The organism is Brenneria nigrifluens DSM 30175 = ATCC 13028 (assembly GCF_005484965.1).
Lineage (GTDB): Bacteria > Pseudomonadota > Gammaproteobacteria > Enterobacterales > Enterobacteriaceae > Brenneria > Brenneria nigrifluens.
In genome coordinates, this window is the sequence record NZ_CP034036.1 from 1,985,384 (window position 1) to 1,998,551 (window position 13,168).

At 56.3% G+C, this 13,168-nt stretch carries 13 protein-coding genes and 1 pseudogene; 5 read left to right on the forward strand and 9 right to left on the reverse strand.

The features are described from left to right. Positions 1 to 65 precede the first annotated feature (65 nt). Complete coding sequence (tyrR, locus tag EH206_RS09165) at positions 66 to 1,640, forward strand: transcriptional regulator TyrR (protein WP_009112495.1); 1,575 nt, start codon at positions 66 to 68, stop codon at positions 1,638 to 1,640. A gap of 81 nt (positions 1,641 to 1,721) precedes the next feature. Here tyrR and EH206_RS09170 read toward each other — a convergent pair whose 3' ends face one another. Further along, complete coding sequence (locus tag EH206_RS09170; protein WP_009112496.1) at positions 1,722 to 2,600, reverse strand: helix-turn-helix transcriptional regulator; 879 nt, start codon at positions 2,598 to 2,600, stop codon at positions 1,722 to 1,724. A gap of 119 nt (positions 2,601 to 2,719) precedes the next feature. Between EH206_RS09170 and EH206_RS09175 the strand changes: the two genes are divergently transcribed. Then, positions 2,720 to 4,186, forward strand: a complete 1,467-nt coding sequence (locus tag EH206_RS09175; protein ID WP_040343102.1) for an MFS transporter — start codon at positions 2,720 to 2,722, stop codon at positions 4,184 to 4,186. 60 nt (positions 4,187 to 4,246) lie between these two features. On the opposite strand, the gene tpx is transcribed toward EH206_RS09175, so the two are convergent. The 5 genes and pseudogenes from tpx to EH206_RS23380 form a co-directional block, all read right to left on the reverse strand. Continuing rightward, entirely contained in the window at positions 4,247 to 4,750 is a 504-nt protein-coding gene (gene tpx / locus EH206_RS09180) for a thiol peroxidase (protein WP_009112498.1), read from the reverse strand. Positions 4,751 to 4,787: 37 nt separating this feature from the next. Then, the gene (gene mpaA / locus EH206_RS09185) at positions 4,788 to 5,537 is read right to left on the reverse strand and encodes a murein tripeptide amidase MpaA (RefSeq protein ID WP_009112499.1); all 750 of its coding nucleotides are present in this window, start codon (positions 5,535 to 5,537) and stop codon (positions 4,788 to 4,790) included. Between the two features lie 119 nt (positions 5,538 to 5,656). Continuing rightward, positions 5,657 to 6,094: a DUF29 domain-containing protein gene (locus EH206_RS09190; protein WP_009112500.1), complete on the reverse strand. Its 438-nt coding sequence runs from the start codon at positions 6,092 to 6,094 to the stop codon at positions 5,657 to 5,659. Between the two features lie 346 nt (positions 6,095 to 6,440). Further along, the gene (locus tag EH206_RS09200) at positions 6,441 to 7,400 is read right to left on the reverse strand and encodes a hypothetical protein (protein ID WP_009112501.1); all 960 of its coding nucleotides are present in this window, start codon (positions 7,398 to 7,400) and stop codon (positions 6,441 to 6,443) included. A 32-nt stretch (positions 7,401 to 7,432) separates the two neighbouring features. Beyond that, positions 7,433 to 7,588 (reverse strand): annotated as a pseudogene (locus EH206_RS23380) (recombinase family protein); the annotation flags it as partial. Between the two features lie 58 nt (positions 7,589 to 7,646). Between EH206_RS23380 and EH206_RS09210 the strand changes: the two are divergent. The 3 genes from EH206_RS09210 (at position 7,647) to ynaL (ending at position 10,909) form a co-directional block, all read left to right on the forward strand. Continuing rightward, the gene (locus EH206_RS09210; RefSeq protein ID WP_009112502.1) at positions 7,647 to 9,263 is read left to right on the forward strand and encodes a peptide ABC transporter substrate-binding protein; all 1,617 of its coding nucleotides are present in this window, start codon (positions 7,647 to 7,649) and stop codon (positions 9,261 to 9,263) included. Between the two features lie 29 nt (positions 9,264 to 9,292). Then, positions 9,293 to 10,276 carry a zinc transporter ZntB gene (gene zntB, locus EH206_RS09215; protein WP_009112503.1) on the forward strand — a complete coding sequence of 328 codons (984 nt, stop codon included), beginning with the start codon at positions 9,293 to 9,295 and terminating at the stop codon, positions 10,274 to 10,276. Between the two features lie 474 nt (positions 10,277 to 10,750). Then, complete coding sequence (gene ynaL, locus EH206_RS23030) at positions 10,751 to 10,909, forward strand: proline-rich small protein YnaL (RefSeq protein ID WP_009112505.1); 159 nt, start codon at positions 10,751 to 10,753, stop codon at positions 10,907 to 10,909. Between the two features lie 471 nt (positions 10,910 to 11,380). Here the strand turns inward: ynaL and ttcA are convergent, their stop codons facing one another. The 3 genes from ttcA to vapB form a co-directional block, all read right to left on the reverse strand. Continuing rightward, entirely contained in the window at positions 11,381 to 12,316 is a 936-nt protein-coding gene (gene ttcA, locus EH206_RS09225) for a tRNA 2-thiocytidine(32) synthetase TtcA (protein WP_009112506.1), read from the reverse strand. Between the two features lie 104 nt (positions 12,317 to 12,420). Continuing rightward, the gene (gene vapC / locus EH206_RS09230) at positions 12,421 to 12,825 is read right to left on the reverse strand and encodes a type II toxin-antitoxin system tRNA(fMet)-specific endonuclease VapC (RefSeq protein WP_009112507.1); all 405 of its coding nucleotides are present in this window, start codon (positions 12,823 to 12,825) and stop codon (positions 12,421 to 12,423) included. Beyond that, positions 12,818 to 13,060 carry a type II toxin-antitoxin system VapB family antitoxin gene (gene vapB / locus EH206_RS09235; protein ID WP_009112508.1) on the reverse strand — a complete coding sequence of 81 codons (243 nt, stop codon included), beginning with the start codon at positions 13,058 to 13,060 and terminating at the stop codon, positions 12,818 to 12,820. Before vapB ends, vapC begins: the two co-directional genes overlap by 8 nt. Positions 13,061 to 13,168: the final 108 nt, after the last annotated feature.

Below are 13,168 nucleotides of genomic sequence, written 5' to 3' on the forward strand. Positions count from 1 at the left end.
GCCTGGGCGAAAGAGTATTATCGGAACTTATTAGCCTGTCGCCCCGTTGAAGAAGGTAGTCCTTGATGCGTTTGGAAGTCTTTTGTGAAGACCGTATTGGCCTGGCACGCGAATTATTGGATCTGCTGGCGTCGCGCAATATCGATCTGCGCGGCATAGAGATTGACCCGGCCGGCCGTATTTATCTGAACTTCGCCACGCTGGATTTTGATGATTTTCGCCTGCTGATGGCGGAAATCCGGCGGATTGAAAGCGTGAGCGACGTGCGCACCGTGGCTTGTATGCCTTCCGAGCGCGAGCGCCGGGCGTTGAACGCGCTGCTGGAATCGATGCCGGAGCCGGTACTGTCGCTCGATATGAAAGGCAAGATCGAGCTGTCCAACCCGGCGGCCGCCGCTTTGTTCGACGTCGGGGCGGATAAACTTCGCCACCTGACCATCGCGCAACTGATTAGCGGGTATAGCTTCACCGACTGGCTGGATCGGGGCGGCGGGCCGGTAACCGAACGGGTGGTGATCCGCGGGCAGGATTTTCTGCTGGAGATTACCCCCATTCGTCTGGAAGATGATGGGGGGAAAGAGTCGACGGCGGGCGTGCTGGCGATGCTCAAGTCCACGGCGCGCATGGGGCGGCAGTTGCAGGATTTGTCGGTTAACGACGATAGCGAATTTGAGCATATCGTGGCGGTCAGCCCCAAAATGCGCCACGTGATCGACCAGGCCCGCAAGCTGGCGATGCTGGATGCGCCGTTGCTGATCGTCGGGGAGACCGGCACCGGTAAAGATATGCTGGCCCACGCCTGCCATTTGCGCGGTCCCAGAGGCAAGCAGCCTTTTTTGGCGCTGAACTGCGCGGCGCTGCCTGACGAGGTGATGGAAAGTGAGCTTTACGGCCATGCGCCGGGCGCCTATCCCAATGCGCTGGAAGGCAAGAAGGGCTTTTTCGAGCAGGCCAACGGCGGGTCGGTGCTGCTGGATGAAGTGGGCGAAATGTCGGCGCAGATGCAGATCAAACTATTGCGCTTTCTCAATGACGGCACCTTTCGCCGGGTTGGCGAAGATCACGAAATGCACGTGGACGTACGGGTTATCTGCGCCACCAAGAAAAATCTGCTGGAAATGGTGCAGCGGGGGGAGTTTCGCGAAGACCTCTATTATCGTCTCAATGTATTGACCCTGACGTTGCCGCCGCTGCGCGAACGCCCGGCGGACATCATGCCGCTGACGGAACTGTTCGTGGCGCGATTTTCCGATGAGCAGGGCATTGCGCGACCCAGGCTGGCCGCCGATCTGCATCAGTTCCTGCCGCAGTATGGCTGGCCCGGCAATATACGCCAGTTAAAAAATGCCATTTACCGCGCGCTGACGCAGTTGGAAGGCTATGAGCTGCGGATGCAGGATATCGAACTGCCCGCTTTTTCGGTCGAGATACCGCACAGCGAAGAGTTGCTGGAGGGGTCGCTGGATGATATCAGCAAGCGTTTTGAACGCTCGGTGCTGACCCGGTTATATCAGACCTATCCCAGCACCCGTAAACTGGCGAAGCGGCTGGGGGTGTCGCACACGGCGATAGCCAATAAGCTGCGGGAGTATGGCCTCAGCGGCCGCAAGGCGGCGGGCGAACAAGACGGCGAGGGGTAAAGCCCGTAGCGCCGGGCGAGGTGTCGTTATCTCTGTTGCTTAGTGACGTTGTCACAAATCTCGGCGGCGACGCGGCCGGGGTCAGGCCGGGAAATCAAGCCGGGACAGCTGTTCCAACTGCTGTCGATCGTTTTCCCCGGCCGGCATATACACCAGCATCCGGTCGCCGTTGCGGGATGCGGTCCACCAGTTGATCTGCCGCAGGGCGATAATCCCCAGCAGCGGATGCCGGAAGCGTTTTACCTTGTCGTTGATTCCCTGAATCTCATAGCGCTGCTGCCACAGGCGGCGAAAGGTGTCGGACGCATCCAGGTAGCGCTGCAACTGCTCTTCCCACAGCGGATCGCCGCGGTGCTCCGTCATATTGGCGCGAAACATCGCCACCATATCGGGCAGAAACTCCTGCAGGTCCACCAGCCGTGCCTGCCAGTCGGCGTGGGTAAAGGCCAGATAAATACAGTTGCGATCTTGCGGCGGGATTTGCGCCAGATCGATATTCAGCAGGCTGCACCAGGCCTGATTAAACCCCAGAATGGTAAAGCGGGCGTTGACTATCACCGCCGGGAACGGATTGAGCCGATCGAGGATCGCCTGGCTGTCGGCGTTGATTTTTTCACAGCTGGCGCGCACCGTGGGTGAAAACGGCAGCTCGGCCAGCATAAACAGGTGCCGCGTTTCGTCTTCGTTGAATTGCAGCGCTTTGGCGATCGCCATCAGCGTCTTGGCGGAGGTGCGGATCGGCCGCCCTTGCTCCAGCCAGGTGTACCAGGTGATGCCTACGTCCGCCAGCAGCGCGACGTCCTCCCGGCGCAGTCCCGGCGTGCGCCGCTTGCGCGCAAGCGATAAGCCGAGCCGCGCCGGGTCGAGGCTTTCGCGGCGGGAACGCAGGTACGCGCCCAGTATTTTTCTGTTGTGCCGCCCGGCGTCGGACGCGGGAGAATCCGTCATCATCGTGCTCATTGAGCAAGTCTCCGCACTAGGCTGGTAGTGTTTATACCAGGATAATCAAGAACTGGTACCCGTTTAAATTACCTACGATGCTAACGCTCAAAGGTAATGAATACAATGGGTGCGACGTAATGAAGCAGGTTCCGCTGACGCAAGGTTTAAGCCGTATCGGTCTGATGGTGCTATTGACCGGGCAGTTGTTGCCGATGATTGATTTCTCCATCGTTAATGTGGCGCTGGAGGCGATGGCGAACAGGCTCGCCGCCACGCCTGCCGAGCTCGAACTGGTGGTTTCCGTTTATGGGGTGGCGTTTGCGGTGTCGTTGGCCATGGGGGCGCGTCTGGGAGATAACCAGGGCCGACGACGGGTGTTTATGATCGGCGTTGCGGTGTTTGGCGTGGCGTCGCTGCTGTGCGGGATCGCGCAGTCGGTATGGCTGCTGCTGCTGGCGCGTACGTTGCAGGGTATTGGCGCGGGGCTGATTGTGCCGCAGGTCCTGGCGACGATACACGTCTGTCTGCAGGGGCGGGCGCATGCCCGGACGCTGGGGATTTACAGCGCTATCGGCGGATTGGCGTTTGTCGCCGGGCAGGTACTGGGCGGCATACTGCTGAAACTGGATATCGCCGGCGTCGGCTGGCGGAGCATTTTTCTGGTTAATTTGCCGTTCTGCCTGCTGGTATTACTCTGTGCGCCGCGCTGGGTGCCGGATACCCGTGGTGAAAAACGGGTGGCTGTCGATCGGTGGGGCACCTTACTGCTGGCGCTGGCCATCGTCTGTCTGCTGTTTCCGCTGGCGCTGGGGCCGCTGTGGAACTGGCCCTGGCCTTGCCTGGCGTCCCTGATGGCGAGCGCGGTGCTGTTTCCGCTGCTGTGGCGGGTGGAGTGCCGTCTGGAGCGGCGTGGGCAGGCGCCGCTGCTGTCGCCAGCGCTGCTGCGGCTGCCCAGCGTGCGTTTCGGTCTGGGCGTCGCGCTGCTGTTTTTTTCCAACTGGAGCGGTTTTATGTTCACCGTCGCCCTGGTGTTGCAATCCGGCGCGGGTTTCTCGCCGTTGCAGTCGGGCAACAGTTTTATCGGGCTCGGCCTGGCCTATTTCGCGGCGTCGCTGCTCAGCGGACGGGTGACGGAACGGGTGGGGAAAATCCGCACGCTGATTATCGGCTGTGTTATCCAGATTAGCGGTCTGCTGCTGCTGATGGCGACGCTGGAAAAAATGTGGCCGGCGCCCACGCTGCTCGGTCTGCTTCCCGCCACGGTGCCGATCGGGTTCGGTCAGGCGTTTATCGTCAGCAGTTTCTTTCGCATTGGGCTGTCCGATGTGCCGGTTTCCCACGCCGGTTCCGGCAGCGCGCTATTGTCCACGGCACAGCAGGCGGCGCTGGGGATGGGGCCGATTATGCTGGGTTCGGTGCTGGTGCTGATGCTGCATATTACCCACGGGCGCTACGCCGTGTCTTTGATTGCCGTATTGGGCGCGGAGTTGGGGCTGATGCTGATTTTATTGGGCGGCGCCTGCTGGATGCGGCGGCGGGAGCGGCGGTTGCAGCGAATAAGCGCATATCAGGGTGAGGCGGCGATCGGCGCGCGATCGGATTGAGTCGTTATCGCCCCGGCCTGGTACTGCCGCTGGCCGGGGCGATAACGTGCTACGCAGCGGTTATTTCAGTACCGCGAGAGCGGCATCGTAATCCGGCTCGGTGGTGATCTCGTTCACCAGTTCGCTATGCAATACGTTGTCATGCTCATCCAGAATAACCACGGCGCGGGCGGTCAGGCCTTGCAGCGCGCCATCCGCAATGGCGACGCCATAGTCTTCTTTAAACTCGGTGCCGCGCAGGGTGGAAAGCACCACCACATTGTTCAAACCTTCCGCACCGCAGAAGCGGGCCTGGGCGAACGGCAGGTCGGCGGAGATACACAGCACCACCGTGTTATCCAGTTCGGATGCCAACTGGTTGAATTTACGCACCGAGGCGGCGCATACGCCGGTATCGATACTGGGGAAAATATTCAGGATTTTACGTTTACCCGCATAGTTGCTGAGAGAGACGTCCGACAGGTCTTTGGCAACCAGGGTAAAAGCCTTGGCTTTGTCGCCCTTGGCGGGGAAGGTGCCGGCCAGAGGGACTGGATTGCCTTGAAAATGTACGTTCTGTGACATGTATGTATCCTTAAGTTACAGATGGTTAACGCGTTGCTCAGTTTAAGGCAACATCGGCAACATTGATATAAAAATTACGGCATAGCAATGCCGTCATCGCGTTCAGGTAGCATTCACTGGCGGCATCCGCCGAGATGGGCGGCAGCTCCGCGGTAATGCACGGCAACCTCCGCTCGGCGCACCAACTGCCGAAAGAACCGGGGGTGTCGTAACCCACGCTGGCCACCAGCGGCAAATCAAATTGCCGCGCCAGCCACTGGCCCAGGGGCGAATTTTGCGGATCCTCAATACAGGCCAGGGGCTCATGAAAAGAGACAACCCAGGCGGGATTAAGTTTCTCGATAAGCGTGCACAATGCCTTGGTTTCCGGCTCCGACGCCGGCGTTTCGCCGCTGGAAAGCGCCACGTCCCGCTTGTCGGCAGCGCTGTTCCAGCGGTATACCGTACTCCCCGGCTGCCAGTTGCCGGTGGGGAAGTTGCGGTTGATATCAACGCCGTTGGCGTTCGCCCGCAATCCCAACTGGCAGCCATCGGGATTAACGGCAAGCACCACATGGTGATGGCGCTGTCCAGGGAACAGGGTGCGAAGCGCGCAGGATAACGTTGCCACCGCGGCGGTTTCATCGCCGTGCGTACCGGCAATAATCAGCCCGGCGTTCTGCTGCGGCAGTTCGGCCGGGAAATAGAGCAGCGGCGCGCCGAGCAGCGATTTGCCGTACGGCTCGCCCAGCGACGGGAGATTGCCGCGCAGCCGGCGGGGCCGCTGGAAGATAATATTATTTTCCATTTCTCTGCCCTCAGTGTCTTTAACCCGGTCCATCATGGGGGGATAAGCCGCGATTTTATCCGGAAAAGTCCCTACAGCATGATCTCGCGACTGTTTGTTCCATAGCTGCATGAGAAAGGTTAATTAGGCCAGAACTCGGAATACAACACATCTTCTACCGTCCAGATTTGCTCATCAGGCAGGTTTTCAAGCTGAGTGTCATCCGCAGCGATAGCGACACCTTTAGACCAGATAACATCATACCAGTCAGGATCATTAAGCTTAGTTTTCAGGCTGGGAGACTCTTTCAGCGCGTACGCAATATCTTTGCGTTGCGCTTTAATCGTCTTTTCCCAGCTCGAACCACGACGTTCCGGTTGATATTTCCATTTCAGCAAGTGAGCAATCAAGACAGCCATGCGGCTTGCCAGCTCCCTCTGTTCGCTCTTACCCACGTCTGCAATCTCCTCAGCGATATTCTCGCAGTCGATCTCTGAAAATTTACCGGAGCGTAAAAGTTCCGCCTGCTCGTTAGCCCAGGCGACAACATCAGTCTCGTATCGAGTATGAGTAGTCATTTTATCCCCGAAGGATCACAGAAAAAGTAAGTGTTTTACTAAGTCTGTCATGTAAAAAAGCACCAGTCAAAGACTGGTGCCAGTGTTTACGAAACTGCGTAAATCACCTTGCGACATACGCCATAACCAAACCCCAGGAACGGTTCATTGCCTGCTGGATGTTGGGACTGAGGAGTACCACTCGCCGGTGCAGCTGGCTGTTGAGGTTTTCCCCATGAAGTGCTTGCTGCACTCTGGTCGTTATTTCCATTATTCGGACGACAGCCTAACATCTGCATAGTGCCCTGTTGGCTGACCACAATTTCAGTCGTCCAACGATCAACACCTGCATTGTCCTGCCCGTTACCTATTTCTTGGCTAACCAGGGAGACGTCGTGCTCCAGAAAATGATATCTGCACCTAGATAATCTTCTGCGAATTGAACAAACTCACCCTTGCTAAATGGTTTACCCGTATTAGGGTTCCTGTAGGTCAAGGTCGGCTCCTGTACTGCCATGGCAATGAGTACCAGTTTGTTTTTGTATTTATTGAAGAACGGATATGAGTTCTGCATTTGCGCCTTGCGGTTGGGAACAATATCCGGGCCGCCAAGTCCAATATTATTGGCACTGGCGAATTCAAACAGCCGGCCCATGTAATTGTGGTCGTTGTTCCATTCACACGGCCAGAAATTTACATATTGTACTACGTGTGATTTGGTGAACACCTTTCGCGCAAAGGTGAGATTTTCCATTTCTCCAGCGAAATAGTTATCGCAGGAGAATCCTTTGGGTAGCTTTTTCTTGTCAAGATCAATGGCTGTTTCGGGTAAGTTAACACCATAGACTTGACCATCGAAACGCTCTGCAATCGCTGCCAATAAAGCCTGATAACGTTTGCGCACAGCAGGATCCCATTGCTGTGCCACCCAACCTGACGCAATTGGCTTCCCTTCGCCAGGATTATCAAGTTGTGGCGATATACCACCGCCATACCTGGCGTCATTCATCAGATAATCAGGAACGTACCTGGCATCTTGTTCGAAAAACCGGTCCTGAATTTGGATGAAGAGTTTTTTATTGGCTACTTTGAGGCGAGCCAGATCCTTATCAATCTGCGAGAAGTCGTATTTATTCTTCTCAGGCTCGAGTGAACGCCAATTATAAACGATCTGCGCACCGCCAATGTCGCTACGCCCCATAATGACAGACGCTGCTTCGAGGTCACCAGAGCTGGTATAGATAAAGTTTTCTGGCACTTTAGCTAATACAGGCAGCGTCGCAGCAAGCAGAGTTACTGCAACAGTAAGCCTAATGCTTATGGTCATGAGATTGTTCCTTTTTGAAGGTTCAGTTAAGCGGGTGTCATCTTATATGGGCGTCCGCCTTTCCGGCCAAGGGCTCTGGCAGAGGCAAGCCCCGCGGTTGTGCGTTCGGCAATCAACTCACGCTGTGCTGCAAAGATCCCAAACACCATTTTGCCGGCAGCAGTCGTAGTGTCAATGGCGGCACCATGCGCGATCTCTGACTATGATATTATTCAGTAACTTCATCATTGTGTGAGAAAAAGCATTATGCGACTGGGTCATTGTGCATTATATGCCGCGCTGTTCGCGGCAGTGACGGAACATGCCGCGGCGGCGCAGGTTCCGGCCGGAACCGCGTTGGCCGACAAGCAGGAAATCGTCCGCCATATCAAGGACGAACCCGCCTCGCTGGATCCGATAAAAGCGGTAGGACTGCCGGAAGCGCAGGTCTCGCGGGATCTGTTCGAGGGGCTGGTTAACCAGGATGCGCAGGGCGACATTATTCCGGGGGTGGCGCAACGCTGGCAAACCAGCGATAACCGCACGTTCATCTTTACCTTGCGCGGCGATGCCCGCTGGTCGAACGGCGAGCCGCTTACCGCAAAAGATTTTGTGTACAGCTGGCGCCGGCTGGTCGCGCCGGAAAATAGCTCGCCGTTCGCCTGGTTCGCCCGTCTGGCGGGGATCGCCAACGCCGAGCAGATCATCGAAGGGAAAGCGTCGCCGGACCAGCTCGGCGTAACCGCGGTGGACGACCATACGTTGAAGGTGCAGCTCAGTAAACCGGTGCCTTATTTCGTCAGCCTGCTGGCCAATTTCAGCCTGTTTCCGGTGCATCAGGCCACGGTGGAAAAATACGGCAACGACTGGACCAAACCCGGCAATCTGGTGGGGAACGGCGCCTTTAAACTGCAACAGCGGGTGGTAAACGAAAAACTGGTGCTGACGCCGAATGACTATTACTGGGATCACGCCAATACCAAATTGACCAAAGTGACGTTCGTTCCCATTAATCAGGAGTCGAACGCCACCAAACGCTATCTGTCCGGCGATATCGATATTACCGAATCCTTTCCCAAAAATATGTACCGCAAGCTGTTGCAGGATCTGCCCGGCCAGGTCTATACCCCGGAACAGCTGGGCACCTACTACTACGCATTCAACACCCAACGGGCGCCCACCAACGATGTGCGGGTGCGCAAGGCGCTCTCTTACGCGATTGACCGCAAGGTCATTGCGCAAAAAGTGTTGGGAACCGGGGAAAAACCGGCCTATCACTTCACGCCGGACGTCACCGCCGGCTTTAAACCGGCGCAGAGTCTGTTGCAGCAATACGGTCAGGATGAACTGGATGCGCAGGCGAAAGCGCTGATATTTGCCGCGGGATACGGCCCAGGCAAGCCGATGAAGCTCTCATTGTTGTATAACACCTCGGAAAACCACCAGAAAATCGCCATCGCCATTGCTTCAATGTGGAAAACCAAACTGGGGGTTGACGTACGCCTGGTCAATCAGGAGTGGCAGACCTATATCGACAGCCGCAACAGCGGCAACTTTGATGTGGTGCGGGCGTCCTGGGTGGGCGACTACAACGAAGCCTCGACCTTCCTGTCGTTATTGACCTCGCGCCACAGCGGTAATATCGCCCGCTTTAACCATGCCGATTACGACCGGTTAATGGAGGAAGCGGGCAATCAGACCAACGCCGAGGCGCTGAATGCCGATTATAACCGGGCGGAGCAGATTCTGCTGGAAGAGGCGCCGATCGCGCCGATCTATCAATACACCAACGGGCGTTTGATTAAACCCTGGGTAAAAGGTTATCCGATCGCCAACCCGGAGGACGTGGCTTATAGCCACACGCTGTATATCGTTAAACACTGAATAGGGTGATATCGGACCCGGAGGAAAGCGTGGAATCCTTTAAAGGAAAAGAGCTGCAACACACCGGCGCGGTGTATGCCTATCAGTTGAACGGCGCGGGCGGGATCGCGCCGATAGGCGATGATGATGTGGTCACGGACGCCAAACCCTGCTGGCTGCACCTAGACTCCACCCAGCCGGCCAGCGCGCATTGGCTGACGGAAACCACGCTGGTCCCGGACAGCGTGCGCGATGCGTTGTTGGGAGAAAGCGTGCGTCCCAGAGTCACCCGTCTGGGGGAGGGAACGATGATTACGCTGCGCAGCATTAACCGCAATGAGAACGCACGCCCCGACCAACTGGTCGCCATTCGGGTCTTTATTACCGACAAGCTGATTATTTCCACCCGGCGCCGCAAGCTGTTGGCGATTGACGAAGTGTTGGCCGAGTTGCAAGAGGGCCATGGGCCGACGGACAGCGGTAGCTGGCTGGTTGCCATCGCGGAAGCGCTGACCGACCATACCAGCGACTTTATCGATGATTTACATGAAAAAATCGTCGATCTGGAAGAGAACCTGCTGGAGCAGAAAATCCCCCAACAGGGCGAACTGGCGCTGATCCGCAAACAGCTTATCGTATTGCGGCGCTATATGACTCCGCAGCGGGATGTGTTTTCTCGCCTTTCCGGAGAGAAGCTGCTCTGGATGCAGGACGACGACCGACGCCGAATGCAGGAGATCGCCGACAGGCTGGGGCGCGGACTGGAGGATTTGGATGCCAGTATTTCACGCACCACGGTACTATCCGATGAAATCACCACCTTAATGACCGACGCCATGAACCGGCGCACCTATACCATGTCGTTGCTGGCCATGGTGTTTCTCCCCACTACCTTTCTAACCGGTTTGTTCGGCGTCAACCTGGGCGGGATACCGGGAGGCGATTCCCGGCTGGGATTCGCCACCTTTTGCCTGATGTTGGTGGGATTGGTTGGCGGCGTTGCCTGGTGGTTAAAACGCAGTAAATGGCTGTGAGTATCTGGCGATAATTATTGTGTGGAAAGTCACAGACTGCCGCGGATGCGCAAAAAGAACCGCCTAACTTGAGCGATATCAACATTTTTAACCCGGTTGTGCGGCACTATTCCGCTCGCAGGTGAATGCAACGCCAAGCGATGGGCGTTGCGCTCCATATTGTCTTACTTCCTTTTTTGAATTACTGCATAGCACAATTGATTCACACCATGCCGACGATTTCGTCGGCATTTTTTTATGCGTCGCGGAGCGACTTTTAACGTTTCCCCGGCGTTTTTTTATGGCGGGCTATCCTGCCCGCCACCCTCCGGGCCGCCACGTTGTGGCGTTGAAAAACGTTCCTGACGTTTTTTTATGGCGGGCTATCCCCTCGGCTTCTATGCTTAATCGATAAGTGCTGGATTCGCTAGCCGCGCAATCGGCGTTTCAGGCGCAGGATTTGACGAAAAATCATCCAACACCGAGGAGGAAAGTATGCCTATGCAGAGCCTGACGGTTTATCCGCTCGTCGATACGATCCCCACCGATCCCATCCCCATCCCGGATCCGTTGCCAAAACCGCAGCCGATCCCCGAACCGCCCCCCACGGAACCCGACCCGCACCCGATTATCGACCCGCCGCCGCACCGATAAAGCATTGCCGGGAGACTGGGGGGCCCTAGAAATCAGGGTAAGGAATGTCTGTAAGCGCAGTGAGGGTTTCGTGCGCACTAACCTCAGTCGATTTCTGCAACTGTCGCAGCACGCGCCCGACACGAGGCGGCTCAGTCGCCGCCGCCCCGTGACCCCGGGCTTTTCGCGAAATCGCGTCGCTACGCGATGCCTTCGGCGTTCGTGACCGCTGGTCGGGCCGCCATTGACGCGGAATACTCGCCCCATCCATGGGGCTCGCCCTGCGGGCCAGCACAAGTGCTGTTCAAAAACGCTCCAGGCGTTTTTGTCCGGCGCGGCACTGGCTTTCGCGGCGTCCGTGCCGCTCACCCGGCGGCCACGCCCACCTCAGCGCGATTTTTTACGCGAAGGAAAACCTTTAAAAGACGAGATCCTGCAATCTAAGACGATTTATCAAACAGGGCTCAGTTTCCGTCGTCAATTTCTTTCAAACTATTTAATTTCCACTACGTCGAGCCTGGCCGGCGACGGCGCTTCATCCTCGTCTTCCGGCCGCCAGCCGGACGGCCGCAGCGGAAGCTCCTGGCGATCGAAAGCCAAATCGCCGCCGTCGATCACCTCGCCGCCGTGATGAATGCTTTTGAAATCAAACAGCGCATGATCGGCCAGATGGGAAGGCACCACGTTTTGCATCGCGCTGAACATGGTTTCGATACGCCCGGGATAACGTTTATCCCAGTCGCGCAGCATATCCTTGATCACCTGGCGTTGCAGATTAGGCTGCGAGCCGCACAGATTGCACGGAATAATGGGGTATTGGCGGGCTTCGGCAAATCGCTCGATATCTTTTTCACGGCAATAGGCCAGCGGGCGGATCACCACGTGTTTACCGTCGTCGCTCATCAGCTTCGGTGGCATCCCTTTCAGTTTCCCGCCGTAGAACATATTCAGAAACAGGGTTTGCAGAATATCGTCGCGGTGGTGGCCGAGGGCGATTTTGGTGGCGCCCAGCTCCGTTGCGGTGCGGTACAGAATGCCGCGCCGCAAGCGTGAGCATAGCGAGCAGGTGGTTTTGCCTTGCGGAATTTTTTCTTTAACGATGCCGTAGGTGTTTTCTTCGACGATCAGGTACTCAACGCCGATACTCTCCAGGTATTGCGGTAATACGTGTTCAGGAAAGCCAGGCTGCTTCTGGTCGAGATTGACCGCCACCAGAGAAAAGTCGACCGGCGCGCTCCGTTGCAGGTTGCGCAGAATTTCCAGCATGGTGAAGCTGTCTTTACCGCCGGACAGGCAAACCATAATGCGGTCGCCGTCTTCAATCATATTGAAATCGGCGATGGCTTCGCCGACGTTACGGCGCAGGCGTTTTTGTAGTTTGTTGAGATTGTATTGTTGTTTTTGGTTAACTATTTGTTTATCTTGCATATTTACATGTGCTCATTTTGCAAAGGGGCACCACAGGGGCAAACATAGTTTAATGCTTAGCAGGCTAAATTGGTCTTCGTTTCGTTCATTGCTGCGGACTTTTATCAAGGTTGCGTCCAGTCTTCAACCCGCAGCCCATCTACCCGGTCAAATTCTCTGGTGTTGTTGGTGACGACAATCAGCCCTCGGCTTCTGGCATGCCCGGCTATGTGTAAATCGTTGTCCCCGATTCGGGTTCCGGATTTTTCCAGCGATGCCCTGATGTTGCCATAGTGAAAAGCGGCAGACTCGTCGTAGGGAAGCACCGTCACTCTGGAAACGAAATCATCTACCGTTGCGAGGTTCCTTGCGGAGTGGCTACTTTTTTCCGCCCCAAAAACCAACTCTGCCAGCGTGATGGTTGAAATGGCCAGCAGTTCCGCATTTTGATTAAAGCGCGGGAGTAAAAATTCCGGCCGCCGCTTAATGGTGAAAATGACGATGTTGGTGTCCAGCAGGTACTTAATCATCAAAGGATTCCCGCTCGCTGCTTACCTGTTCAGGGCGTTGGGGCAGAAAGTCATCCGTTACCTCTGGCCCGGAAAGGAAAAAACTGTCCCAGGTGTTCCTGACGGGGGTAATGATCCGCTCCATGCCCTTTGCCCTGATAGTCACCTCTTTGACGTTATCGGGGAAGCGGAGATTGACCGGCAGCCGCACATTCTGGGTTCGGTTGCTCATGAAAACTTTGCTTTGCTGGAACATGATACACCTCGCTATGCATTGCCGTTAGTTGCTATATACATCGAGTATATAGCAGCTTATTGGGTTTGCAACCCCTCGTTATTGTCGCCGGATAGGACAGCGGCACCG

Excerpts from the sequence above, each read along its gene's own strand:
- EH206_RS09190 (WP_009112500.1), bottom strand. The coding sequence starts at position 6,094 with ATGACTACTCATACTCGATACGAGACTGATGTTGTCGCCTGGGCTAAC.
- vapC (WP_009112507.1), bottom strand. The coding sequence starts at position 12,825 with ATGATTAAGTACCTGCTGGACACCAACATCGTCATTTTCACCATTAAG.
- EH206_RS09175 (WP_040343102.1), top strand. The coding sequence starts at position 2,720 with ATGAAGCAGGTTCCGCTGACGCAAGGTTTAAGCCGTATCGGTCTGATG.
- EH206_RS09200 (WP_009112501.1), bottom strand. The coding sequence starts at position 7,400 with ATGACCATAAGCATTAGGCTTACTGTTGCAGTAACTCTGCTTGCTGCG.
- ttcA (WP_009112506.1), bottom strand. The coding sequence starts at position 12,316 with ATGCAAGATAAACAAATAGTTAACCAAAAACAACAATACAATCTCAAC.
- EH206_RS09170 (WP_009112496.1), bottom strand. The coding sequence starts at position 2,600 with ATGAGCACGATGATGACGGATTCTCCCGCGTCCGACGCCGGGCGGCAC.
- ynaL (WP_009112505.1), top strand. The coding sequence starts at position 10,751 with ATGCCTATGCAGAGCCTGACGGTTTATCCGCTCGTCGATACGATCCCC.
- tpx (WP_009112498.1), bottom strand. The coding sequence starts at position 4,750 with ATGTCACAGAACGTACATTTTCAAGGCAATCCAGTCCCTCTGGCCGGC.
- vapB (WP_009112508.1), bottom strand. The coding sequence starts at position 13,060 with ATGTTCCAGCAAAGCAAAGTTTTCATGAGCAACCGAACCCAGAATGTG.
- tyrR (WP_009112495.1), top strand. The coding sequence starts at position 66 with ATGCGTTTGGAAGTCTTTTGTGAAGACCGTATTGGCCTGGCACGCGAA.
- EH206_RS09210 (WP_009112502.1), top strand. The coding sequence starts at position 7,647 with ATGCGACTGGGTCATTGTGCATTATATGCCGCGCTGTTCGCGGCAGTG.
- mpaA (WP_009112499.1), bottom strand. The coding sequence starts at position 5,537 with ATGGAAAATAATATTATCTTCCAGCGGCCCCGCCGGCTGCGCGGCAAT.